This window comes from Aurantiacibacter luteus, assembly GCF_001010945.1.
Lineage (GTDB): Bacteria > Pseudomonadota > Alphaproteobacteria > Sphingomonadales > Sphingomonadaceae > Alteraurantiacibacter > Alteraurantiacibacter luteus.
This window is the reverse complement of the sequence record NZ_LBHB01000001.1, coordinates 803,767-826,898: the sequence shown is the minus strand read 5'-3', so window position 1 is coordinate 826,898 and position 23,132 is coordinate 803,767. Positions and strand designations below refer to the sequence as shown.

General features: G+C 66.3%; 19 protein-coding genes and 1 tRNA gene. 8 read left to right on the top strand and 12 right to left on the bottom strand.

Going from position 1 to position 23,132, the window contains the following annotated elements; genetic code table 11:
- Window positions 1-25: 25 nt before the first annotated feature.
- Entirely contained in the window at window positions 26-5,092 is a 5,067-nt protein-coding gene (locus AAW00_RS03980; RefSeq protein WP_052761748.1) for a DUF11 domain-containing protein, read from the top strand.
- A complete protein-coding gene (locus tag AAW00_RS03975; RefSeq protein WP_052761747.1) occupies window positions 5,089-7,179 on the top strand; it encodes a DUF11 domain-containing protein in 2,091 nt (696 codons plus the stop codon). The genes AAW00_RS03980 and AAW00_RS03975 overlap by 4 nt, the downstream gene beginning before the upstream one ends.
- A 60-nt stretch (window positions 7,180-7,239) precedes the next feature.
- Here the strand turns inward: AAW00_RS03975 and AAW00_RS03970 are convergent.
- From AAW00_RS03970 to AAW00_RS03945, 6 genes are all read right to left on the bottom strand, one after another.
- Window positions 7,240-7,315 (bottom strand) — tRNA-Lys (locus AAW00_RS03970).
- A 112-nt stretch (window positions 7,316-7,427) separates the two neighbouring features.
- The gene (gene rodA / locus AAW00_RS03965; RefSeq protein WP_277619334.1) at window positions 7,428-8,552 is read right to left on the bottom strand and encodes a rod shape-determining protein RodA; all 1,125 of its coding nucleotides are present in this window, start codon (window positions 8,550-8,552) and stop codon (window positions 7,428-7,430) included.
- Window positions 8,549-10,600: a penicillin-binding protein 2 gene (mrdA, locus tag AAW00_RS03960; RefSeq protein ID WP_047002984.1), complete on the bottom strand. Its 2,052-nt coding sequence runs from the start codon at window positions 10,598-10,600 to the stop codon at window positions 8,549-8,551. The genes rodA and mrdA overlap by 4 nt, the downstream gene beginning before the upstream one ends.
- A 1-nt stretch (window position 10,601) precedes the next feature.
- Window positions 10,602-11,156 carry a rod shape-determining protein MreD gene (locus tag AAW00_RS03955; protein ID WP_047002983.1) on the bottom strand — a complete coding sequence of 185 codons (555 nt, stop codon included), beginning with the start codon at window positions 11,154-11,156 and terminating at the stop codon, window positions 10,602-10,604.
- Entirely contained in the window at window positions 11,156-12,064 is a 909-nt protein-coding gene (gene mreC, locus AAW00_RS03950; protein WP_047002982.1) for a rod shape-determining protein MreC, read from the bottom strand. Before mreC ends, AAW00_RS03955 begins: the two co-directional genes overlap by 1 nt.
- 33 nt (window positions 12,065-12,097) lie before the next feature.
- The gene (locus tag AAW00_RS03945) at window positions 12,098-13,144 is read right to left on the bottom strand and encodes a rod shape-determining protein (RefSeq protein WP_047003515.1); all 1,047 of its coding nucleotides are present in this window, start codon (window positions 13,142-13,144) and stop codon (window positions 12,098-12,100) included.
- Window positions 13,145-13,330: 186 nt separating this feature from the next.
- Between AAW00_RS03945 and mutL the strand changes: the two genes are divergently transcribed.
- Window positions 13,331-15,142 (top strand): DNA mismatch repair endonuclease MutL, encoded by a 1,812-nt coding sequence (gene mutL / locus AAW00_RS03940; RefSeq protein WP_047002981.1) that lies wholly within the window; start codon window positions 13,331-13,333, stop codon window positions 15,140-15,142.
- Entirely contained in the window at window positions 15,142-15,663 is a 522-nt protein-coding gene (locus AAW00_RS03935) for a hypothetical protein (protein WP_047002980.1), read from the top strand. The genes mutL and AAW00_RS03935 overlap by 1 nt, the downstream gene beginning before the upstream one ends.
- On the opposite strand, the gene AAW00_RS03930 is transcribed toward AAW00_RS03935, so the two are convergent.
- Together AAW00_RS03930 and AAW00_RS03925 are read right to left on the bottom strand one after the other, a co-directional pair.
- Window positions 15,664-16,461, bottom strand: a complete 798-nt coding sequence (locus AAW00_RS03930) for a DUF1206 domain-containing protein (protein WP_047002979.1) — start codon at window positions 16,459-16,461, stop codon at window positions 15,664-15,666.
- 77 nt (window positions 16,462-16,538) lie between these two features.
- Window positions 16,539-17,261, bottom strand: a complete 723-nt coding sequence (locus AAW00_RS03925) for an NYN domain-containing protein (RefSeq protein ID WP_047002978.1) — start codon at window positions 17,259-17,261, stop codon at window positions 16,539-16,541.
- 80 nt (window positions 17,262-17,341) lie between these two features.
- Between AAW00_RS03925 and AAW00_RS03920 the strand changes: the two genes are divergently transcribed.
- Together AAW00_RS03920 and AAW00_RS03915 are read left to right on the top strand one after the other, a co-directional pair.
- On the top strand, window positions 17,342-18,124 hold the full coding sequence (locus AAW00_RS03920) for a hypothetical protein (RefSeq protein WP_047002977.1): 783 nt from the start codon (window positions 17,342-17,344) through the stop codon (window positions 18,122-18,124).
- A 93-nt stretch (window positions 18,125-18,217) separates the two neighbouring features.
- Window positions 18,218-18,811 carry a ferric reductase-like transmembrane domain-containing protein gene (locus AAW00_RS03915; protein WP_047002976.1) on the top strand — a complete coding sequence of 198 codons (594 nt, stop codon included), beginning with the start codon at window positions 18,218-18,220 and terminating at the stop codon, window positions 18,809-18,811.
- Between the two features lie 3 nt (window positions 18,812-18,814).
- On the opposite strand, the gene AAW00_RS03910 is transcribed toward AAW00_RS03915, so the two are convergent.
- Together AAW00_RS03910 and AAW00_RS03905 are read right to left on the bottom strand one after the other, a co-directional pair.
- Window positions 18,815-19,315 (bottom strand): ComEA family DNA-binding protein, encoded by a 501-nt coding sequence (locus AAW00_RS03910; RefSeq protein WP_047002975.1) that lies wholly within the window; start codon window positions 19,313-19,315, stop codon window positions 18,815-18,817.
- A 68-nt stretch (window positions 19,316-19,383) separates the two neighbouring features.
- Window positions 19,384-20,034 (bottom strand): carbonic anhydrase, encoded by a 651-nt coding sequence (locus tag AAW00_RS03905; RefSeq protein WP_047002974.1) that lies wholly within the window; start codon window positions 20,032-20,034, stop codon window positions 19,384-19,386.
- 64 nt (window positions 20,035-20,098) lie between these two features.
- Between AAW00_RS03905 and lipA the strand changes: the two genes are divergently transcribed.
- Both lipA and AAW00_RS03895 read left to right on the top strand, forming a co-directional pair.
- A complete protein-coding gene (gene lipA / locus AAW00_RS03900; protein ID WP_047002973.1) occupies window positions 20,099-21,043 on the top strand; it encodes a lipoyl synthase in 945 nt (314 codons plus the stop codon).
- Window positions 21,043-21,507 carry a type II toxin-antitoxin system RatA family toxin gene (locus tag AAW00_RS03895; protein WP_047002972.1) on the top strand — a complete coding sequence of 155 codons (465 nt, stop codon included), beginning with the start codon at window positions 21,043-21,045 and terminating at the stop codon, window positions 21,505-21,507. Before lipA ends, AAW00_RS03895 begins: the two co-directional genes overlap by 1 nt.
- Here AAW00_RS03895 and AAW00_RS03890 read toward each other — a convergent pair.
- Both AAW00_RS03890 and AAW00_RS03885 read right to left on the bottom strand, forming a co-directional pair.
- Window positions 21,468-21,959: a CinA family protein gene (locus AAW00_RS03890; protein WP_047002971.1), complete on the bottom strand. Its 492-nt coding sequence runs from the start codon at window positions 21,957-21,959 to the stop codon at window positions 21,468-21,470. The genes AAW00_RS03895 and AAW00_RS03890 overlap by 40 nt on opposite strands.
- Window positions 21,956-23,101, bottom strand: a complete 1,146-nt coding sequence (locus AAW00_RS03885; protein WP_047002970.1) for a bifunctional 2-C-methyl-D-erythritol 4-phosphate cytidylyltransferase/2-C-methyl-D-erythritol 2,4-cyclodiphosphate synthase — start codon at window positions 23,099-23,101, stop codon at window positions 21,956-21,958. Before AAW00_RS03885 ends, AAW00_RS03890 begins: the two co-directional genes overlap by 4 nt.
- Window positions 23,102-23,132: the final 31 nt, after the last annotated feature.

The window sequence follows — 23,132 nt, the reverse complement described above, 5'->3', positions numbered from 1 at the left end:
TCGGGCGGCAGCGGCACTCTGCGGAGTGCTGCTGCCGCTCGCTGCGCCTGTGGTACCGGCAAAGGCACAGACGATCGAGAACGTGGCGCAGGCGCGCTGGACCTTCGACGGTCGCACGTTCACCGGTCAATCCAACCGTGTGCAACTGGATGTGCAGCAGCGCGCGCCCAGCATCCAGACCTACGTCCCCGGCTCGGGGTCGAGCCTGCCGCTGCGCCCCAGCGCGTGCGGCGCCTCCTACATTTCGTCGCAGCGAAGCGGAGGCGACCCCGTCGCGGTTGCCGTCGACCAAACCAGTGTCGTCACGGCCGGACGGACCCTGCTGTTCTCCGTCGACCTGGCGAGTGCCAACATCGATCCCGGTGCCATCGACAGCATCACGGTCGTTCTCTCCGCGGCTTCCGGAGATCGCGAGACCGTCACGATCTACGAAACCGCGGTCGATTCCGGGCGTTTTACAGGCAGCATCGCAACGCGCCGCTTGCCGCCTGCCGCTGTTCTCGGGGATTGCCGCCTCAGCCTGCAAGGCGGCGACGACATTCATATTTCCGCGCTCGCCCGCGATGGCTCGAGCACCGCCATCTCCAGCTCCGTCGCCGTCCTCGAGAATCCTTTCGGCATCGTTTTCGACAGCGAGACCGGAGCGCCGGTCGACGGAGCTGTCGTGACCTTGGTGGACGCGATAACCGGACGCCCAGCCATTGTCTTTGCGCAGGACGGTATCACGCCTTGGCCCTCTTCCATCGTCGCCGGTCAGCCTATCGTTGATAACGCCGGCAACACCGTCATCACCGGCCCGGGCGAATTCTGGTTTCCCGTCACCGCGCCGGGCAACTACCGCCTCGTGGTGACGCCGCCTGCGCCATTCAGCGCGCCGTCCATCGTGCCAGCGCCCATCCTCGCCCAGCTTGCCGGGCCTGGCGGCCGCGATTTTGCCATCGGCGACGGGTCCTATGGCAACGCGTTTGACGCGCCGGGCGGCATTCTCCCACTGACGGATATTCCGCTCGATCGACCCGGCAACGGTGTGACGATCGTCAAGACCGCCTCGCGCGCCCAAGCACTGCCGGGCGACGCGGTCTTCTACACGCTGACCATCCACAATCCCGACATTGGTCGGGCGCGCACCGGCGTGACCGTTACCGACACGCCTTCGCCGTGGCTGCGCCTTCGCCGGGACTCGATTCGCATCGATGGATCGGCTCCCTCTGGCGGCGTGACAATCGCACAGGACGGCGGAACCATCGCCTTCGACCTCGGCACCATCGCCGCTGGCGGGGAGCGTCGCATCACCTACGCGATGACCATCGCGCCCGATGCGCCTGACGGCCATGTTGAGAACGAGGTGTCCACGTCGGATTCGTTCGGCCGCAGAGCAGAGACCTCGGCTTCGGTCGAAATCCTGCGCGATATCATCGCGGGCCGCATGACGATCATCGGAAGGGTCACCGCAGGCGATTGCTCGCTGACCGACGATGCCCAGCGTATCGGCATTCCCGGCGTGCGCGTGATGATGGAAGACGGCAGCTTCGCCGTCACCGATATCGAAGGCCGCTATCACTTCGATGGCGTCGTCCCGGGCACGCACGTCGTCCAGGCATCGCGCATGACCCTGCCGGAAGGCGGCGAGTTCGTCGATTGCACCCGGTCCAGCCGCAGCCAGGGCAGCGCGATCTCGCGCCTCGTTACGGGGCAGGGCGGTTCGCTGGTCGTCGTCGATTACCACGCCACCGTTCCGCAGGACCGGCTCTCTGCCATCGTCGCTGCCGCGCAGCCGCTGGCCGTGCTGGAAGAGAACGGCCTCGACACGGCAGGGCTGGCGGACCAGATCGAAGGCGAGACGGCAGCCGACACCGTGCCGCAGGAAGCGTCGGCGACAGCGGAATGGCTGGCGATGGGCGACGGCGAGATCGACTGGCTTGCCCCCGCTGTCGACGAAAATCCTCGCGCGCCTTCGATCCGCGTGGCGATCCGCCATCGCCGAGGCCAGACCGTGGAGCTGCTGGTCGACGGCCAACCCGCCAATGCTCTGGCCTTCGAAGGCGTCTTGCAGCCTCGCGAAGGGCGCTGGGAAGTCAGCCACTGGCGCGGGATTCCGCTCTCCGGCACCAAGACCGCGCTGAGCGCGCGTGTCGTAAGCGCTGCAGGCGATACGGTGGCCGAACTGTCGCGCGAGGTTTACTTCACCAACATTCCCGCCCGCGCGGAGCTGGTCGAGGAGCGTTCGACCCTCGTCGCCGACGGCCGCACCGCCCCGGTCGTGGCCGTGCGCGTGCTCGACGCCGCGGGCCGGCCGATGCGCGAGGGCGTGTCGGGCCAGTTCAATGTGAGCGCGCCCTACGAAAGCGCACGCCAGGTCGCCCAGCAGCAGCTCGACCAGTTGACCCGGCGCGGGCCCTCCTCGGCGCGCTGGACCGTGGCGGGCGATGACGGCGTGGCGCTGATCGAGCTTGCCCCGACGATGGTTAGCGGTTCGCTGCAGCTCGACTTCCGCTTCGACGATGGCGAGATTGCGCGCGAACAGCAACTGGATGCCTGGATCGTGCCGGGCGACATCGAATGGACCATTATCGGTCTGGCAGAGGGCACGATCGGCGCGCGCAGCGTGGCCGACAACATGGAGCGCACGGGCGACTTCGACAGCGACCTGGGCGACGACGCCCGCGTGGCGCTGTACGCCAAAGGCCGCGTGCTCGGCCGCTATCTCGTGACCGTAGCTTACGATAGCGCCGCGCAGGAAGACGATGCGCGCCTGCTCGGCACACTCGATCCCGATGCCTACTACACTGTCTTCGCCGACGGCTCGAGCCGCCAGTTCGACGCTGCCAGCCGCGAGAAACTGTATGTCCGCATCGAGACCGCCAGCTTCTATGCGCTCTACGGCGACTTCGAAACCGGTTTCACCGATACCCGCCTGACGCGCTACCAGCGCGTGGCGACGGGCGTGCTCGCCGAAGCTCGCCTCGGCGATGCCAGCGTGCGCGCCTTCGGTGCCGAGATCGGCACGCGCTTCCGCCGCGACGAAATCCAGGGCCAGGGCATCTCCGGCCCCTACACGCTTTCCAGCCGGGCCATCGTAACCAACAGCGAAACGGTCACGCTGGAAACGCGGGATCGGTTCCGGTCGGAAATCATCGTCGATAGCCGCACGCTGGTTCGCTTCGCCGACTACACGATCGATCCGCTCTCGGGCACCATCACCTTCCGCGAGCCTGTCTTGAGCCGCGATTTCGATCTGAATCCGCAATTCATCGTCATCGATTACGAGACCGACACGCTGGGCGAAGGCCGCTTCAGCGGCGGCGTCCGGGCGGAATGGGAAAGCCGTGACGGGGCAGTGCGTATCGGCGGCACTGCCGTGACCGACATGGGCGACGGTGCGCGCACGGTGATGGGCGGCGTGGACCTGCGCGCCCGCATCCGCACCGCCACCGAAATTCGCGCGGAAATCGCCGCCAGCGAGCGCGACGGCAGTACCGCCACGGGCTGGCTGGTCGAAGCGCAGCATCAGACCGGTTCGCTCGACGTGCTCGCCTACGCCCGTTCGACCGATGCCGATTTCGGTGTCGGCCAGCAAAACGGCGTGGAACTGGGACGCCGCAAGGTGGGCGTCGATGCCCGCGTCCGCCTTTCGGAAGATTTCGCCGTGCTCGCCAGCGCCTGGCAGGATGACAGCCTCGACACCGCCGCCCGCCGCCGCGCCGCGCAGGTGGAACTGGGCTATACTACCGAGGCGACCGACCTACGTCTCGGCCTTGCGCACTTCGACGATCGCCTTGCGGATGGCACCAGCAATACCTCGACGGTTGTTGAAGGGGGCGTGACGCAGCGGGCGTTCGGCAACAAGCTGGAGCTCAGCGCCAGCACCAGCATCGCCCTCGACCAAGCCGAATCCATCGATCTGCCGACCCGGCATCGCCTAGGTGCGCGTTTTGCCATCACCGACGACCTGCGCGCCGTGGCGCTCTACGAATACGCGGATAGTGCCGACTTTACCTCCAGCACGCTGCGCGGCGGCTTCGAACTGACGCCCTGGGCCGGCGGCGCGGTCAACGCGGCGATCGGCCAGCAGGACATTGCCGAGCGCGGTACCCGCAGCTTTGCCGCCTTCGGTCTGTCGCAGAAGTTGCAGGTGACCGGCAACCTCAGCATCGATGCCACGCTCGACAGCAATTGGACGCTCGGCGGCCAGCCCGACGTCGGCGATCTCGTCAACTCCGGCCACCCGGCCGCGAGTGGCGGCCAGTTCGGCCCCGCGGGCGGGCTGTTCGAGGAATTTACCGCCGTCACGCTCGGCGGCGCCTGGCGCGCCGATCGCTGGGCGGCCACCGCGCGCGGCGAATATCGTAACGGGCAGTACGCCGACCGTCTCGGCTTTTCGGCAGGCCTTATCCGTCAGCTCGGCGAAGGCCGCGTCCTTGGTTCCGGCATCACCTGGACCCAGGCCAAAGCCGACAACGGGGCCGAGACCGAGATTGTCGATGCCGCCCTCGCAATGGCGCATCGTCCGGCCGGTTCCGACTTCGCCTTGCTCTCCAAGCTCGAGTATCGCAGCGATGCGGTCCGCGACGCGGTTGCAGGCGATACCGGCGGCGCCGGGCGCACGGCGCTGCTCGTCGATGGCGATGCCCGCTCGAGCCGGATGATCGCCAGCATTTCCGCCAACTGGTCACCTCGCGACTACGAAAACGAAGAATTCGACGAGGAAGGTCCGACCTCCAGCCTTCTGCGTCAAAGCGAGCTGGGGGTTTTCGTCGGCTACCGCCACAACTTCGATCGCTTCGAGGCTTTCGACCTGGGTAGCGATACCGTGCTGGTCGGTCTCGACGCACGGGTCGGTCTGGGCGAGCGTATCGAGCTTGGAGCCAACGCCACCGTGCGCGCCGATCTCGACGGAGCAAGCCGCTACGCCATCGGTCCCAGCGTCGGTTTCGTGCCGGTCGACGGGGTCTTGCTGACCGTGGGCTACAACCTTACTGGCTTCGACGATCCCGATTTTTCCGATACACGCAACACCAATGACGGGATCTATGCTGCGGTTCGCATGAAAATCGATGCCGATACGTTCGGTTTCCTGGGGCTGGGTCGATGAAGGCAATGTTGCGCCTGCTATGCATGTTCGTCGCAGCGACCTGCGCCATCATCGCCGCGCCGGAGCGTGCCCTTGCGCAGAGCACCGCCACGGTCGACTGGACGACGACCAATGCTCCAAGCGGCGGGGTGCTGCCCAACCCCGTTACCGCCACTGCCAGCGATGGCAGCACGACAGCGACCGTCAGCTATGCGACGGTCGCGAACGGAACCGCATTTACGCCCATCCTGGGTAGCTTCGTTTCCTATTACGATCCCGTCTTCGGCGGGTTTGCCGGATCGTTGCTGATGAATTTCGACAATTCCGCGTACGATCCCGGCGACAAGCTGACGACGACCGTGGTGCTGAACCGCGCGGTCACCGGATTGCAATTCAGCGTGACCGATATCGATGCGAACAACTGGATCGACGCGGTCGAGGTCTACTATCAGGATGCCGGCGGTACATGGCGCAACGCAGCCGACACCGCGGCTTTCTACACCGCAGGCACTGCCGCCACGCGCACGACCAACGCGACCGTCAATGGCTGGCGCGGCACTGCCAATGTCGCAGCGGAACAAACGACCGGGAACGTGAACTTCAACTTCGGCAACACGCTCGTGCAGGGCGTGCGGATCGTTTATTTCAGCTACACGGGCACCGGTGACCCGGGCGGCCAAGTGGCCGGCATTACCGATCTGACCTTCAACCGCGCATTCGCCGACCTGTCGTTGGCCAAGACCCTGCTTACAGCCTCACCGACAACCGGCAACACCGCAACCTTTCGCCTGACGCTGACAAATTCGGCCGCATCCAGTCTGTCGGCGACGGGCGTGCAGGTGCGCGACACGCTGCCCGCTGGATTCACCTTTAACTCGTCTTCCGGCACCGGCACCTTCAGCCCTGCAACCGGCCTCTGGAGTGTGGGTACTCTGGCACGCAACCAGACGGTGACGATCGACATCACGGGCGTGGTCACCGCCACCAGCGGTGCGGTCCTTGCCAACAGGGCTGAGGTTTCCGCCAGCAACCAGTTCGATCCCGATTCTACGCCTGCCAACGGCGTGACGACTGAAGACGATTACGCCACCGCGCTGCTTACCGTAGGTGGCACACGGACCGCGGGGATCGCGCCGAACCTCGTCTGCCCTAACCAGTCGATCGTGTTCGATTGGGACAACGTGACGTGGGCAGCCGGCAGCACCGCCAACACCTATGCGCTGGGCACCCTCGGGAATGTCGCGTTCAATCTAACCAACAACGGTGCCTGGCTAAACAACGCGGCCTTCGGGGGGCAGTCCCCCAATCGCCAGAATGTGTTCACCGGGGGGATTCTGACGCCGCAGTTCTCGCTGGGGCAGATCGTCGATCAGACGAGCCAGGCAGGTCGCGCGACGACGACCATCACGCTGCCTGAAATCATGCGCGGCGCGCAATTCTCCATCTTTGACGTCGACAGCAACCCCGGCCAGTTCGCCGACTTGGTCGTCGTCGAGGGTCGCTACAAAGGCGCGACGGTGGTTCCGACGCTGACCAACGGACTGGCAAACTACGTCGTGGGCAATGCCGCCTATGGCGACGGCGCTTCCGATAACAATGCGGCCAACGGCAACGTTGTCGTCACCTTCTCGCAACCCATCGACACCATTGTTATCAGCTATGGCAATCACGCGGCCGCGCCAGCCGATCCGGGGCAGCAGGGGATCGCACTCCACGATATCACGTTCTGCCGTCCGAGCACGACGCTGACTGTCGACAAGACCAGTCGCCTTCTGAATGACCCGGTCGATTTCGGAGACGAGGACTATCGCATCCCCGGTGCGATCATCGAATATTGCCTTTTGACTGCCAACACCGGCGATACGAGGGCGACCGACGTTGTCATCAGCGATGTCCTTCCTGCTAATCTGACCTTTGTCAGCGGCAGTATCCGATCTGGCGCGACCTGCTCGGGCGCGACGACGATCGAGGATGACGATGCCACAGGGACTGACGAAGCTGACCCGGTCGGAGCGCAATATCGAAACAACCGAGAGATCTACGCCACTAGCGCGTCGCTGGCGGCAGGAACGTCAATTGCGATCGTCTTCCAAGCGCAAATCAACTGAGGCATCGGCGCTTCGAAGAGGACGGCCTGCAGCCGGAACCAGATCGCGCCGTTGAGGGGATGGTGGACGCACTAGGGCTCGAACCTAGGACCCGCTGATTAAGAGTCAGCTGCTCTACCAACTGAGCTATGCGTCCGTACCGGCGTGGATTTCGCTGGCGCTCTCCAGCGGCGATTCGCCGGGAGAGGCGTCCACATAGCGGCTGCTGGGCGCGGTGCAAGGGGTTTGCCGCGGGAAAATGCTGGCGGTCAGGAGAACCCGTTGCTCGAGCCCATGCGGCGGTTGTGGCGCTCCACCATCATCAGGCCGCCGATGCACAGCATGTTGGTCAGCATCGACGATCCGCCATGGCTCATGAAGGGCAGGGGAATGCCCACCACCGGCGCGAAGCCCATCACCATCAGCAGGTTGATGGCGACATAGAAAAAGATCGTCGCCGTCAGCCCTCCGGCCAGGAGGCGCGAGAAGCGATCCTTGGCATCGCGCGCGACCGACAGGCCCCAGCGCAGCACGATGCCGAAGATCAGCAACACAAACAGGCCGCCGATCAGGCCCCATTCCTCCGCCATCGTGGCGAAGACGAAGTCGGTGTGCGGTTCGGGCAGGTAATCGAGCTGGCTTTGCGAGCCGTTGCCGAAGCCCTTGCCAAAAATGCCGCCCGACCCGATGGCGATCTTGGACTGGGTGATGTGGTAGCCGGTGCCGAGCGGATCGCTCTCGGGATCGAGGAAGGTCAGCACGCGCTGGCGTTGGTAATCCTTGAGCACGAACATCACCGCCAGCGGGATCGCCACCATGCCTGCGACACCGGCACCGATGAACCACTTCTGCGGAATACCGGCCAGGAACATCACCACCACTCCGCCAAACCCGATAGCGAGCGCGGTGCCGAGGTCGGGTTGCAGCAGCACCAGCGCCATCGGGAAGAGCATGATGCCGAGTGGCACCAGCAAGGCGCGCCAGGTCCGGATCATGCCGACGGGCAAGGCGTGAAAGAAGGCGGCGAGGATAAGAACGATGCCGGGTTTCATGAACTCGGAAGGCTGCAGCACCAGCGGCCCGATATTCAGCCAGCGCTGGCTGCCGCCGCCCAGCGCGCCCACCGCTTCCACTGCCATGAGCAGCACGAGCGTGGCCAGGTAAGCCGGGATCGCCCCCATCCGCGCCCATTCTATCGGGACGTAGGACATGATGAGCGCCATCACCAGCGTGACGGCGAAGCGCACGAGATGCGAGGACGCGTAGGGACTCAGCGAGCCGCCCGCGGCGGAATAGAGCACCATCGCGCCAAATAGCACGAGCATCGCCAGAGGGATCACTACGCGCCAGGGAAATTGGGCGAGCGGGGCGGGAAGGGCGATGGTGTTCCTCACGTGGCCGCCACCCCCGTGCCGAAGGTGGGCGGCGTCGTGGCCACGGGTGTCGCATCCTCGCGCGGACGGATGGCCCCGGTGTCGGCCTGCTGCGGCTCGGCGACGGCAGCGCGCGCCTCGGCGTCGACCTGGCGGGCGAGCGTCATCGGGGCCGGGGCGGGCGGCAGGTCGACACCGGCGGCAGACGCGTAGGCGGCATAGTCGCGGTCCAGCCGCTCCTGCGCCGTGCCGCCCCATTCGGCCTCGAACCCGTGCAGCGCATCGAGAGCTTTCTGCGGATCGAACAGGAAGGTCATCACGTCGCGCGCGACCGGGTAGGCCGCGCCGGAGCCGCCGCCGTGCTCAATCACCACCGCGCAGGCATAGCGCGGGTTGTTGAACGGGGCGAAGCTGATGAACAGGCCGTGGTCGCGGTATTTCCACGGACCGCTCTTGCCGTTCGAGAGGTTGAGGCCGACGACCTGCGCCGTGCCGGTCTTGCCGGCCAACAGCACGTCGTCAATCGGCAGCCGTGCGCGGCCTGCGGTGCCGGGTCCGTTCACCACATCGCTCATCGCCTGCTGGATGACCTGCACGTGGTCGCCGTGAAAGTTCATGCTGCCGAACTGCGGCGTCGTGCCGTCGAGCACCAGCCGGGGCATGATGACCTTGCCGGTCGCCAGCCGCGCCGACATGATTGCCAGCTGCAGCGGATTGAACAGCATGTAGCCCTGTCCGATAGTGGCGTTTACCGTGTCGTAGGGCTGCCAGGGCTGGCCGTACTTCTCCATCTTCCACGCCGGATCGGGCACGGTGCCGTAAAACTGGCTGACCACGGGCAGCGGGAATTCCTGCCCCAGCCCGCAGCGCCGCGCCATCTCGGCGATCACATCCATGCCGAGCTGCTGTGCGAAGTGGTAAAAATAGACGTCGCACGACTGATAGATGCCCTTCGCCATGTCGACATGGCCATGGCCCCCGCGCTTCCAGCAATGGAACACGCGGTTGCCCACGCGCAGGCCGCCGCTGCATCCCACGGCCGCATCGGGCGACAGGCCCGCTTCGAGGAAGGCCATGGCCACCATCGGCTTGACCGTGGAGCCGGGCGGATAGAGCCCCTTCAGCGTCTTGTTGCGCAGCGGCACGCGATCGTTTTCCGCCAGCATCGAATATTCGACGCGGCCGATACCGTCCGAGAAGCTGTTGGGATCGAAGCTGGGCATCGACGCCATCGCCAGGATGTCGCCGGTCAGGCAATCGATCACCACGACCGAACCCGATTCGAGGCCGAGGCGGCGGGCGGCATAGTCCTGCAGCGGTCCGTCGATAGTCAGCCGGATGGGGTCGCCCTGCACGTCCTCGCGCGTGTCGAGATCGCGTACGATGCGCCCGCCCGCGGTCACCTCCACGCGCCGCGCGCCGGGCACGCCGCGCAAGGTCGTTTCGAACTGCTGTTCCAGCCCGTCCTTTCCCATCTTGAAGCCGGGTGTGAGAAGCAGGGGTTCGGGATCGGTCTCGTACTCTTCCCGGCTGGGCGCTCCGACATAGCCGAGCAGGTGCCCGACGGAGGGGCCGGTGGGATAGTAGCGCGAGAAGCCGCGCTGGGGGATGACGCCGGGCAGTTCGGGCAGGCGCACGCTGACGGCGGCGAACTTGTCGAATTCCAGCCCGCTCGCCACCGGCACGGCGGAAAAGCCGCGGCCTTCCTCCACCCGGTGCAGCAGGTCGGCCTTTTCGATAGCGGTGAAGTCGAGCAGTTCGCTCAGCAGATCGACCGTCTTTTGTGCATCGTGAACGCGCTCCGGGATGATATCGACCCGGAAGTCCGCGCGGTTGGAGGCGAGGGGGGAGCCGTTGCGGTCGAGGATCCACCCGCGGCGCGGCGGTATCAGCGACAGGTTGACGCGGTTGCTCTCGGATTCGAGCGTGTACTTCTCGTTCTCGGCCACGGCGATGTAGCCCATGCGCGCCGCCAGCAGCAGTCCGATGCCGCCCTGCACCGCGCCGATCACGAAGCTGCGGCGGTCGAAGACATCCTTGAGCTGGTTGGAGGTGATGTGGCGATCCATGTCAGCCAAATCGCCGAACGCGCTTTAACCGAAGATTATCAAGCGCGGTGACGAGCCGCGCGATCATCGGAAACAGCAGGATGGACAGGCCCAGCTGCGGCAACAGCAGCGGCAACTGGTTAGCCGAAAGCGGCGCGCCGGAGAACAGCGCGGTCAGGCCGATGTAGGCGACGATGAAGGCGCTCGCCACGGCCCAGTCCTGCCAGAACCCGCGCCAGGGAAAGCGCATCTCGATCAGTTCGATGGCAATCATGGTGGCGGAAAACAGGAAGATGGCGCATCCGAACGGCTGGCCGGAATAAAGGTCGTCGACCAGTCCCAGCGGTACGCCAGCCCACAGCGGCAGCAGTCCGGGCCGCGCCATGCGCCAGGCCAGCAGCGCGATGTAGCCGAGCGGCGGCAGTATCGGGGCAGGCGCGATGACGGGCAGCAACGGCACCATCGAGGCGAGGATGATGGTCAGCCACGGGATGCCGAAGGCGAGCACCGGCGAGTGATCGCGGTTGAGCTTGCTGCCGAACTGGTCTCGCCTGGCGCTGGCGTTCAGGCGTTCCATCACTCTTCGTCTTCGGCCCGCTGTTCGGCGAGCGTGGGCGTGCGCGCCATCTCCAGCAGATCCTGCTCGAAGATCGGTTCGACCACCACGAAGTCGGTTGCCGCCGGATTGCTGAGCAACTGGCCGATGGCACCGTCGTCGGTGATCTGCGTCACCATCGCCACCGCAACGCCGGGCCTATAAAGGCCCCCGGCGCCGCTGGTAACGAAGATGTCGCCTTCCTCCAGCGGATTGATGCCGAGGTTGATGAGGCGGATACGCAAGGATCCGTCGGCGCGGCCCTCGGCAAAGGCGACCACGTCGTCGGTTGCGCGGCGCACTGGGACGATGCTTTCGCTGTCGGTCAGCAGCAGGACGCGGCTGGTGGAGCGGCCTACCTCGAGCACGCGGCCGACAAGGCCCATGGGCGAAGTAACGGGCATGCCCACACGCACCCCGTCGCGCGTACCCGCCGAGAGATAACCGAAACGCCGCGTGCTGGTGGAGCTGGAGCCGATCAGGCGCCCGGTGGCGACCGGGCGGCTCTCGCCTTCGCTCTCGACGAGGCCGAGCACGGCGCGCAGGCGGGCGTTCTCCTGCTCGAGCGCGGCCATCTCGGAGGCTTGAACGCGGGCGATCTCCAGCTCTCGCTCGAGCTCGGCGTTGCGGCTGCCGGCATCGTAATATCCGGCAATCGCCTCGAAGAAACTGCGGCTGCCGGTGCGCCCCGTCGCGCCCGCCTGGCCCACGGGAGAGGCGGCATCGGTCGCCATCGAGCGCAGACCGTTGAAGGTCTCCGGCCGCCACAGGCTGATGACGAGCAGCAGCGCGCCCAGCAAGGCGCCGAGCGTGGCGAAGGCGAAACCGGCGAAGCGGCCGAGCTGCGCCCGCTTGTTCGATCCGGTTCTCTGTGCTGTCGGCGGTGCCATCGCGGCCCGCTCCCCGAATTAAGTGTTGGGCCCTCAGGCGGTCATCAGGACGCCGCGGTAGATGGGGTCCTCCATCGCCTTGCCGGTACCGATCGCCACGCAGGTGAGCGGGTCCTCGGCAATGCTGACGGGCAGGCCCGTTTCTTCGCGGATGTGTTCGTCCAGACCGCCGATCAGCGCGCCACCGCCGGTGAGCACGATGCCCTGGTCGACGATGTCGGCGGCGAGCTCGGGCGCGGTGTTCTCCAGCGCGATGCGCACGCCCTCGACGATGGCCCCGATCGGTTCGCTGAGCGCCTCGGCGACGTGCGCCTGGTTGATGTTGATTTCTTTCGGAACGCCGTTGACGAGGTCGCGGCCCTTGATGACGATCGTCTCACCCACGCCGTCGTCCGGCACGGTGGCGACGCCGTATTCCTTCTTGATCCGCTCGGCGGTCGCGTCGCCGATCAGCAGGTTGTGGTGGCGGCGCACGTAACTGACGATGGCCTCGTCCATCTTGTCGCCGCCGGTACGGACCGAGGTGGTGTAGGCGAGACCGCGCAGCGACAGGACGGCGACCTCGGTCGTGCCGCCGCCGATGTCGACGACCATGGAGCCGACGGGCTCCGTCACCGGCATGTCCGCGCCGATCGCGGCGGCCATAGGCTCGAGGATGAGAAAGACCTCGCTGGCGCCCGCGTTGCTGGCCGCGTCACGGATGGCGCGGCGTTCCACGCTGGTCGAGCCCGAGGGCACGCAGATCACGATTTCCGGATAGCGCAGCAGCGTCTTGCGGTTGTGCACCTTGCGGATGAAGTGCTTGATCATCTCCTCCGCGATCTCGATGTCGGCGATCACGCCGTCGCGCAGCGGGCGGATGGCCTCGATGCTGTCGGGCGTCTTGCCCATCATCAGCTTGGCATCGTCGCCCACGGCCTTCACCCGCTTCACCCCGTTCAGCGTCTCGATGGCGACGACCGAGGGCTCGTTCAGCACAATTCCCCGGTCCTGCACGTAGACCAGCGTGTTGGCCGTGCCGAGGTCGATGGCCATGTTCTGCGAGCCGAACTTGAAGAGATTGGAGAAGAAGGAACCCATCGAGAAATCCGTATCCTGAAAAAGAGCCGCCGGGCGCGCGGAATCGCGCGTGCCGCGTGCCGGGGGGTGCGAAAGCGGCGTCACTTAGCGCGAGTGCACCGCAAAGGGCAAAAAATTTGTCGAAAACACCGCAGATATGCACCGGTTCATCTCGAAAACCGCCGGAAGCGGCTATAGGGTCGCGCGATGCCCGAAATCCGCCGCCTTCCAGAGACGCTCGTCAACCGCATTGCGGCGGGCGAAGTGGTGGAGCGACCGGCCTCCGCCCTCAAGGAACTGGTCGAGAATGCCATCGATTCCGGTGCGCGGCGGATCGTCGTTTCCATCGACGATGGCGGCCTGGGCGCGATCGAGGTGGTGGACGACGGCTGCGGCATGACCCCCGGCGAGATGATTTTGGCGCTTGAGCGGCACGCGACCTCCAAGATGCCGGGCGAGGCGATCGAGCAGGTCGCAACGCTCGGCTTTCGCGGCGAGGCCTTGCCCTCCATCGCCAGCGTGGCGCGGCTGACGCTGGAGAGCCGCCCGCAAGGTTCGCCCGAAGGCTGGCGGCGCGTGGTGGACCATGGCGCGATGGTGGAGGAAGGGCCCGCCGGCCTGCCGCCGGGCACGCGGGTCCGGGTGGAGAACCTGTTCGCCAAGCTGCCCGCGCGGCGCAAGTTCCTGCGCACCGCGCGCAGCGAATACGCCGCCTGCCACGACGTCGTGCGTCGGCTGGCAATGGCGCGGCCCGACGTGGGCTTCACCTTCGAACACGGCGAGCGTCGCATCTTCAGCGTCCCCGCGGGGCAGGAAGTGGCCGAGCGGGTGGCGCAGATCGTCGCACGCGAACTGGCGGACAACGGCGTTGCCATAGACCTGACGCGCGAGGGCGGGGAGGGCGCCATGCGCCTTTCCGGCGTGGCAGGCCTCCCGACCTACAACCGCGGCGTGGCGGACCACCAGTACCTGTTCGTTAACGGCCGCCCGGTGAAGGATCGGCTGCTGATCGGCGCGGTGCGCGGGGCCTATGCCGACATGCTCGCGCGCGACCGGCACGCAGTGCTGGCGCTGTTCCTCGACCTGCCGTTCGCGGATGTCGACGTAAACGTCCATCCCGCCAAGACCGAGGTGCGGTTTCGCGATGCCGCGGCGGTGCGCGGGTTCATCGTGTCCGGCCTCAGGCAGTCGCTCTCCACCGGCGATCGACGCAGCGCGCAGTCGCCCGACAGCGGCGCGATGGGTCGCTGGCAGGCGGAGCCGCTGGCCGAACCGTCGCCCGCTCTGCGCTCGATATTCTCGGGTCGCGACTGGGCGGCACCGTCGCAGGCGCGCGTCGCCGAGGCGCGCGCGGGTTGGGACACGATGGTGGAGACCGTCGCCGCGCCGCTCGGCCGCGCCGAGGTGGCCGAGGCCTTGCCCGAAGAAAGCGCCGCCTACCCGCTGGGCGTGGCGCGCGGACAGGTCGCCAACACCTATATCGTCGCCGAGGCTGCCGACGGGCTGGTGCTCGTAGACCAGCACGCCGCGCACGAGCGCATCGTGCTCGAACGCCTGCGCACGGCAGGGGCGGGGGACAAGGTGTCCGCCAGCCAGGCACTGCTCATCCCCGAGGTGGTCGAGCTTGAGGAGGCCGACTGCGACCGGCTGGAAGACCACGCCGAACAGTTCGCCACGCTCGGCCTCGTCGTCGAGCGCTTCGGCCCCTCGGCCATGCTGGTACGGGCCATGCCGGGCGCGCTGCGCAAGGCGGACCCCGAGCCGCTGCTGCGCGACTTGGCCGACGACATCGCCAACCACGGCGCCTCATTGCTGCTCTCGGAAAAGATCGAGCACGTGCTCGCCACCATGGCCTGCCACGGCTCGGTGCGCGCCGGGCGCACGCTCACCGTTGCGGAAATGAATGCGCTGCTGCGCGAAATGGAAGCCACGCCGCGCTCGGGCCAGTGCAACCACGGTCGACCGACCTGGGTGAAGCTGTCGATGGGCGACGTCGAGAAACTGTTCGGGAGACACTGATGCGTGCCACTGCCCTGTTGACCCTGCCGCTGCTGGCGCTCGCCCTTGCCGGGTGCGGGGACGATCCCGACCCCGCCGAACAGGCCGCCGCCAATGCCGAGATGGCCGAGCGCGTGCGGCAGGTGAACGATGCCCCGCCGCGGCTGGCGGAGATCGTGCCCGACGCCATCACCTATCCCGACCTCGAGGCCAACGACCTCGTCGGCGGGGCGCAGTGCGCCTATGCGCCGGGCACCAGCATGGGGGCACGGGTGATCGCGCGCGAGACCGATGCCTACATGAAGATCGACAACACGATGCAGCGCTTCGTGGCCGATGTCGGCTCGCGCGAGTTGCCGGCGCGCACGCGCACCCTCTACAACTCGCGCGAATACAAGCTGCGACTGGAACTGGAGGACGCGCCCGAGCGCGCCGCAGAGGCGGACGCGGTGGGCGGCACCTACAACGGCACGATCTGGCTCTACGATCCCTACGACCGGGTCGTGTTCACCGGCACGGGCACGGTCAACTGCGAGGTCTGATCAGCGGAAGTTCGGCTTCAGCCCTTCGGCGCCGAAGTCCGGGATGATGCGATAGCGGGCCGCAACCAGGCTGAACACGCCGAACAGCATCAGGCCGATGCACACCAGCGTGTACATGAAGCCGCTTTCGCGCAGCGACAGCAGCGCCTCGCCGATGCCCTTTACCTGCGAGGTGCTCTCCAGCCACGCGGCCTGCACCAGCGACCAGCCGACGATGGCGAAGACCACCGCACGCGCGGCATGGCCGACGCGTCCGACCAGTTCGACCTGCGAGGGGGCATCGCCCGCCATCCGGTGCATGAAGCTGGCGGTGTAGGCCTTCTTCGCCTGCATGAAGCCGCCGATCAGGAAGCCAAGGCCCACAAGTCCGATGAGGACGCCGCCAAGGCTCCAGTCGAGTACGGTGCCGGTGGCCTGCGCGGTTTGCCCGCTTTCGGCGCTCTGCTTGTCGCCCCCGGCGAATTGCAGCGCGGCCCAGGCGAGGATGGCATAGGCAATGCCGCTCGCCGCGTCGCCGACGCGTTGCAGGATGCCCTTGGTATCCGAACCGCGATGCTGCACGTCGCCGATGGCGGAGGCGAACTTGAAGACGCAGTAGGCCGCAAGCCCGATGGCCATCAGGTACAGCAGCGGCTGGCCCAGCGGCACATCCTGGATCATCTCGAACACGGCCTGGTTGCCCTCGTCGGGCGATGCCCGGGTGCCCAGCGCCATGTAGCCCAGCAGCAGGTAGGTCAGCCCGCGCGCGGCATAGCCTAGGCGCACGAGCCATGTGAATTTCTGCGATTTGTCGACCATGATCTGCTGAGCTCCCTGCCATTCGCCGCCCTGACGGCTTTCGCCTCCCAACGGACGAGGCGAGGGATGGTGCCCGCCTAGCGCAGGCGCTTGACGTAAAGCTGGTTGCCCGGCTCGCGTCGCTCCACCTGGAACTGCGGAATCTGCTCGAACATGTCGGACAGGCGCGTGTACCCGTAGTTGCGTACGTCGAAGCTGGAGCGGTTGCCGGCGATCTTGCCGACCTCGCCCAGCGCGGCGAAGCCCTGCGCATCGCGCCGGGAAGCCTTCCATGCCTCGCCCAGCAGGTCGATCAGTTCGGCATCCACCACCGCCTTTTCGCGCGGAGCAGGGCTTTCGGCATCGCCCGACTTTGCCGTTCGGATGAGCTGGTCAATGTCGATGTAACGAGTGCAGGCACTACGAAAGGCCTCGGGCGCCTTGGCCCCGCCGAAGCCGTAGACGATCATTCCGTCCTGCCGCAGCCGGGTGACGAGGGGGGTGAAGTCGCTGTCCGACGACATGATGCCGAATCCGTCCACCTTGCCGGTGTTGAGCAGGTCCATCGCGTCGATCGACATGGCGATGTCGGTGGCGTTCTTGCCCTTGGTCAGGTCGAACTGTTGCATCGGCTGCAGACCAAAGCGGTGGGTGATCTTGTTCCAGTTGGACAGCGCAGGCTTGGCCCAGTTGCCATAGGCGCGGCGAATGTTCACCTGCCCCAGCTCGGCGAGCACGGTCAGTACCGGGTCGATACCTGAATGACTGGCATTGTCGGCATCGATCAGGAGGGCGATGTTCTTGAGCTCTATCTCGGGCATGGGAAACTCATGGCGGGCGGTGCAACGGCGCGCAAGCCCTGCCTCCCGGAACGGGAGAAACGCAACACAGTTACGATGGCATGATCGCCAACCCCACGCGCAGCACCGCACAGCGCATCGCCATCATCCTCGCCGTCTTTTTTCAGATCGGCGCAAGCTTCCTGCCGTCGCTGGGGATCGGAGAGCAAATCGGTTCGCGGTCGGACGAGGTGCGCTCGCTGATAACGCCGGCGGGCTGGGCATTCGCCATCTGGGGACCGCTTTACCTCGGCTCGGTCCTGCTGGCGATCTATCAGGCCTTGCCAGCGCAACGCGATAGCGACCTGCTGGCAAGGATCGGCTGGCCCGCAGCCGGCGTTTTTGCGGCGAACGGGCTTTGGGCGCTCTACACCCAGCTCAACGCCCTGACGGCCGTTTCGGTGATCATCATCGCAACGGGCCTCGCCTGCGTGCTGACTGCCTATCGCCGCCTCGTCGACTTCGAGCGGCCCTTTACGACGGCGGAGCGCTGGCTGGTGATGTTGCCGCTGAGTGCGCTGGCGGCCTGGCTGACCGCGGCAACCATCGTCAACATCACCTCGACGGCGATTTTCTACGGCATCGGCGGCGACGGGCAGTATCCGTCCATTGCGGCAGCCATCATCGTCGTCGGCGGCATCATAGCCTCGCTCGCCATTTGGCGAGGTCGCGGAAATCCGGTCTACGCGCTCGTCTTCTGCTGGGCCCTGCTGGCAATCTATCTGGCCGGGGGACAACGCGCTGCATTGATCGCGCTCGCGGCGATAGCGGCAGCAGCTTTGGTGATCGGGGCAACCGCGCTCAAGTTGCGCGATCCTGCCAGCCGCGTGAAGTGGCTGGGCTAAGGTCACTCGTCTCGAAGGATGCGAGCAAACGAGAGCTGTGACCCTTCTCCACTCGCGTTGACCCGGCAGGCGCGCTGCCGCAAGAGTCCGGACATGGCATCGCAGAGACAATCGTTATCGCCCGGCAGGCTTGTCCTCTGGCTGCTCCTCGCCGCTCCCGGCGCGCTCATGCTGGCGAGCTGGGCGATGACGCCCGATGATTACGGTTATGGCCACATCATTGGCGACAGCGGCGATTGGGCGGCCTGGCTGCTGCTGGCGACGCTGGCGGTCACCCCTATAAGGCTGGCGTTCCGCCGCAACGCGATCACGCAGTTCCTCGTCAGGCGGCGGCGCGATCTCGGCGTGGCGAGCTTTGCCTACGCGCTCGGCCACACGATTATATACCTTTGGAACAAGGGCAGTCTGCCGCTAATCGTGAGAGAGGCGGGCGAGTGGCAATATCTGGCCGGGTGGCTCGCCTTTGCGCTGTTCCTGCCGCTGGCCATCACGTCCAACGATGCATCGATGCGGGCGCTGAAGCGCGGGTGGAAGCGGCTGCACCGGCTGGTCTACCCGGCAGCCGTCCTCACATTCGTGCACTGGGCGCTGACCGCCTTCGATCCGATGACGGCGTATCTCCACATCGGGATACTCGCCGCCATCTGGATCGCGCGTCTGACGCTGCAACGCCGCGCCAGGGTTTGAGACTTAAAGCGTGACGTACTGGCGATAACGGGCAACCTCGTCCGCATCGACATACTTGCCGATCTCGCGGTCGAATTCGGCCATGTCGTCGTAGGGTACGTATTCCTCGAACTCGTGGATCATCCGGTCGTCGATGCCGGGGATCAGCGCCAGTTCGTCGCGTGTGGCGGTGTTGAGGTTGACGGGGACGAACACGTTGGCGCGCAGGGCCGCGGCCTGTTCTTCCGTCATCGACTGCATCAACACCTCGTTGAACGCGGTGACATTGGCATAGGGCTGGCCGGCGACGATGGCCGCGGCAGCTTCCTGCGAAACGCCAGCGGCCGCCAGTTGCTCGGCGGTGACAGTGCTCGCGTCCATCACGCCGGAGGCCTCGGGCGCCTCGGGCACGTCGATGCTGTTTTCCGCGACGCGGTCGTCCATCGTGGTTTCCGGCGCGTCCCCGCAGGCGGTGAGCGCGAGGGCGGTGGAGGCGAGGGCGGTGGACAGGATGATCTTGCGCATGGAATTACCTTGAATGGCTGACATAGATTGCGAATGGTTCGCAACAATGCCGGATCAGCCTCGGCAGGTCAACCCGCGGGCGCGAATTCGCCGGTTTCCTCATCGAGCAGGTGCAGCACGCCGTCAGAAATGGCGAAGTAGGCGCCGCGAAGGGCGATCTCGCCGGCCGGTTCCTTCTCCTGGATGCAGGGGAAGGTCCTGAGGTTGGCGAGGCTGACCTTCACGGCGGCCAGTTCCATCGCACGTTCCGCTGTGCGTCCGGTGGTGCCGAGCTCCGCCGCGATGGGATCGCGCACGTCGTCGAGCATGTCGATCCACTTGGCGACGAACCCGCCTTCGCCCAGCGCATTGCCGTGCAGGTCCTGCGTCAGCGCAGCCTGGCAACCGCCGCACATGCCGTGGCCGAGCACGATGACCTGCTCCACCTTCAGGAACTGCACCGCGAACTCGAGCGCGGCGGAAACGCCGTGCTGACCGGGAGTAGTCTCGAACGGCGGCACCAGCGCGGCGACGTTGCGGACCACGAACAGCTCGCCCGGCGCGACGTCGAAAATCTGCGAGGGATCGACCCTGCTGTCGGAGCAGGAGATCACCATCGTGCGCGGGGATTGCCCTTCGGCGAGGGCGCTCCACCGTTCGCGTTCCTCGGCCCAATGGCCGTCGCGGAAGCGGTGATAGCCGGCAAGGAGATCGCCCATGGCGGAATTATGCTGCGTCATGGACGAAAGCCTCTGCCGCGCGGCATTGCCTCTGGCAAGGGGGGGCACTAAGTGGGCACGCGAAATGAACGATCTTTCCTCGCCACCGCAGCCCGAAGAGCGTCCGGCACGCCAGCGCAAGCCCGACTGGATCCGCGTCAAGGCACCGACCAGCCAGGGCTATCACGAGACGCGCAAGCTGATGCGCGACCTCAATCTCAATACGGTGTGCGAGGAAGCGGCCTGCCCGAACATCGGCGAGTGCTGGACGAAGAAGCACGCCACGGTGATGATCCTGGGCGACGTGTGCACGCGCGCCTGCGCCTTTTGCAACGTCAAGACGGGGATGCCGCGTCTCGTCGACCCGATGGAGCCCGAGAATGTCGCCGTGGCGGCGGGCAAGATGGGGCTCGAACACATCGTCATCACCAGCGTCGACCGCGACGACCTGCCCGACGGCGGGGCGAGCCAATTCGTGAAGGTGATCCGGGCGCTGCGCCGCGAGACACCGGACACGACCATCGAAATCCTGACGCCCGACTTCCGCAACAAGATGCGCCCCGCCGTCGAGGCGATTTGTGAGGCAGGGCCGGACGTTTACAACCACAATCTCGAAACGGTACCAAGGCTGTACCCGACGATCCGGCCGGGCGCGCGATACTACGCCTCCCTCCGCCTGCTGGAAGAGGTGAAAAGCCACGACCCGATGATCTTCACCAAGTCGGGCATCATGCTGGGCCTCGGCGAACAGCGCTTGGAGGTTCACCAGGTGATGGACGACATGCGCAGCGCCGATGTCGATTTCATCACCATGGGGCAATATCTCCAGCCGACGCCGAAGCACGCCAAGGTCGAGGATTTCGTTACCCCGCAGGCGTTCAACGCCTTCAGCTCGATCGCGCGTGCGAAGGGATTCCTGCAGGTGGCCGCAACCCCGCTGACGCGCTCCAGCTATCACGCAGGCGATGATTTCGCCCAGATGCGCGCCGCGCGCGAGGCGAAGCTGGCAAAGGCGAAGGCGAAGGCCTGATGCCTAAGATCCAGGAAACGCGGCGCCTTCCCTACAGCGCCGAGCAGATGTTCGACCTCGTCGCCGACGTCGATCGCTATCCCGAATTCCTGCCTTGGGTCATCGCCACGCGGGTGAAGCGCGACAGCGATACCGAGATGACGGCCGACATGCTGGTCGGCTTCAAGGCGCTGCGCGAGAAGTTCACCAGCCGCGTGATCAAGGACCGTCCGCGCACCATCAACGTCCACTACGTCGATGGGCCGCTGCGCGATCTCGACAACAACTGGACGTTCAAGGACGTGCCGGGCGAACACGCCTGCGACATCGATTTCTGCGTCGACTTCGCCTTCAAGAACATCATGTTCGAGACGCTGGCGGGCCAGTACATCGACCGCGCCTTCCGCAAGATGGTGGGCGCCTTCGAGGCGCGCGCGGCAGAGCTTTACGGCAGCAGCAGTTCCAGCGCGCAGAGCGTCGCCTGACGGCGTACGCCGGCGCGGTCCTCGCCCTCGAACAGTCGCTCGTCGGCGCTGGGATCGTCCTCGCCGCGCACCGCCTTGCCGAAGACCACCGTGCCCACCGGCTTCAGCGCGCTGCCGCCGTCGGGGCCGGCGATTCCGCTGATTGCCACGGCCACGTCGGCCCCGCTGCGTTCCAAAGCGCCGCGGGCCATCTCGAACACACACGCGACCGACACGGCGCCGAAGGCATCGATGATGTCGCCCGGAACGCCCAATTCGGCCTGCTTGGCGGCGTTCGAATAGGTCACCCAGCCGCGATCGAGCACGGCGGAGCTTCCGGCAATCTCGGTGAGAGCGGCTGCGACGAGTCCCCCGGTGCAGCTTTCGGCAAGGGCCACGGTGCGCCCGGCGGCGCGGTTTTCCTCGATCACGCGCCGGGCAAGGGCGGCGATGTCGTCCGGCAGCAGGCTCATGACCCGCGCACCAGCATGGCAATGGCCTGTGCGGCAATGCCTTCGCCGCGACCGGTGAAGCCGAGGCGCTCGGTGGTGGTGGCCTTCACGCTGACGCAATCGACGGCAACCCCCAGCAGTTCCGCCAGCTTCGCACGCATTGCCTCGCGGTGGGGGCCGATCTTCGGTGCCTCGCAGATCAGCGTTAGATCGACGTTGCCGACCTGCCATCCATCCTCGGCGGCCAGCACGACGGCGTGCTCGACGAAGGCGGAGGAGGCCGCGCCCTTCCAGCGCGCCTCGCTTGGCGGGAAGTGCTGCCCGATGTCGCCGCGCGCGCACGCGCCGAGGATGGCGTCGACCACGGCGTGCAGGCCGACGTCGGCATCGGAGTGACCGGCGAGGCCTTGGTCGTGCTCGATCCTGAGGCCGCACAACCACAGTTCCTCGCCGGGCGCGAGGCGGTGGACGTCGTAGCCTGTGCCGACGCGCAGGGAGGGAAGGGCGATGTGCATGAAATCCTCCGCAAATGTCAGCTTTTTGAGCCGCTCGTCACCCTCGACCAGTGCCACGTCGTGCCCGGCGGCGCGCAGCACCTGGGCATCGTCGCCCGCTGTGGCTTCACCCGTCCACGCGCGATGGGCGGCGAGGATGTCTGCGTAGCGAAAAGCCTGCGGGGTCTGCACCCGGCGTAACCGCTCGCGCCCGGCATCGCCTGCCATCAGGCCGTATTCCGCGACGACCATCGAGTCCACCACCGGTAGTACGGGAATGGCACCGGTATGCTCGTCTAGCGCGTAAAGCAGGCGGGCGATGACCTCGGCAGGCAAGTCGGGCCGGGCGGCATCGTGAATCAGCACGCGCTCGGGCGCGTCGCTCTCCAAAGTCTCCAAGGCCAACCGCACGCTGTCCTGCCGCGTCGCTCCGCCGGTGACGAGCTTGATGCCGGACAAACCTGCCAGTGCCTCGCCCGCCACCTCATCCGCACCTTCGGGGATGGCGACGAAGAGCTGGCTCGCACGGGACAGCACCTCGGCGGAGTGGCGCACCACCGGCTTGCCGCGCCACGAGGCGAACTGCTTGGGCAGCGGCTGTCCGGCGCGCAGGCCTTGCCCGGCCGCCACGATGATCGCGGCAAAGGAGGGGAGGGGGGTGTCCACCATCGGCTCCGCGCGCTAGCCGCTTGAGTGCACC

Excerpts from the sequence above, each read along its gene's own strand:
- AAW00_RS03920 (WP_047002977.1), top strand. The coding sequence starts at position 17,342 with ATGATCGCCAACCCCACGCGCAGCACCGCACAGCGCATCGCCATCATC.
- AAW00_RS03975 (WP_052761747.1), top strand. The coding sequence starts at position 5,089 with ATGAAGGCAATGTTGCGCCTGCTATGCATGTTCGTCGCAGCGACCTGC.
- lipA (WP_047002973.1), top strand. The coding sequence starts at position 20,099 with ATGAACGATCTTTCCTCGCCACCGCAGCCCGAAGAGCGTCCGGCACGC.
- mreC (WP_047002982.1), bottom strand. The coding sequence starts at position 12,064 with ATGGCACCGCCGACAGCACAGAGAACCGGATCGAACAAGCGGGCGCAG.
- AAW00_RS03930 (WP_047002979.1), bottom strand. The coding sequence starts at position 16,461 with ATGGTCGACAAATCGCAGAAATTCACATGGCTCGTGCGCCTAGGCTAT.
- AAW00_RS03915 (WP_047002976.1), top strand. The coding sequence starts at position 18,218 with ATGGCATCGCAGAGACAATCGTTATCGCCCGGCAGGCTTGTCCTCTGG.
- AAW00_RS03945 (WP_047003515.1), bottom strand. The coding sequence starts at position 13,144 with ATGGGTTCCTTCTTCTCCAATCTCTTCAAGTTCGGCTCGCAGAACATG.
- AAW00_RS03890 (WP_047002971.1), bottom strand. The coding sequence starts at position 21,959 with ATGAGCCTGCTGCCGGACGACATCGCCGCCCTTGCCCGGCGCGTGATC.
- AAW00_RS03885 (WP_047002970.1), bottom strand. The coding sequence starts at position 23,101 with ATGGTGGACACCCCCCTCCCCTCCTTTGCCGCGATCATCGTGGCGGCC.
- mrdA (WP_047002984.1), bottom strand. The coding sequence starts at position 10,600 with ATGGATCGCCACATCACCTCCAACCAGCTCAAGGATGTCTTCGACCGC.
- AAW00_RS03910 (WP_047002975.1), bottom strand. The coding sequence starts at position 19,315 with ATGCGCAAGATCATCCTGTCCACCGCCCTCGCCTCCACCGCCCTCGCG.
- AAW00_RS03935 (WP_047002980.1), top strand. The coding sequence starts at position 15,142 with ATGCGTGCCACTGCCCTGTTGACCCTGCCGCTGCTGGCGCTCGCCCTT.
- AAW00_RS03925 (WP_047002978.1), bottom strand. The coding sequence starts at position 17,261 with ATGCCCGAGATAGAGCTCAAGAACATCGCCCTCCTGATCGATGCCGAC.
- mutL (WP_047002981.1), top strand. The coding sequence starts at position 13,331 with ATGCCCGAAATCCGCCGCCTTCCAGAGACGCTCGTCAACCGCATTGCG.
- AAW00_RS03895 (WP_047002972.1), top strand. The coding sequence starts at position 21,043 with ATGCCTAAGATCCAGGAAACGCGGCGCCTTCCCTACAGCGCCGAGCAG.
- AAW00_RS03955 (WP_047002983.1), bottom strand. The coding sequence starts at position 11,156 with ATGGAACGCCTGAACGCCAGCGCCAGGCGAGACCAGTTCGGCAGCAAG.
- AAW00_RS03905 (WP_047002974.1), bottom strand. The coding sequence starts at position 20,034 with ATGACGCAGCATAATTCCGCCATGGGCGATCTCCTTGCCGGCTATCAC.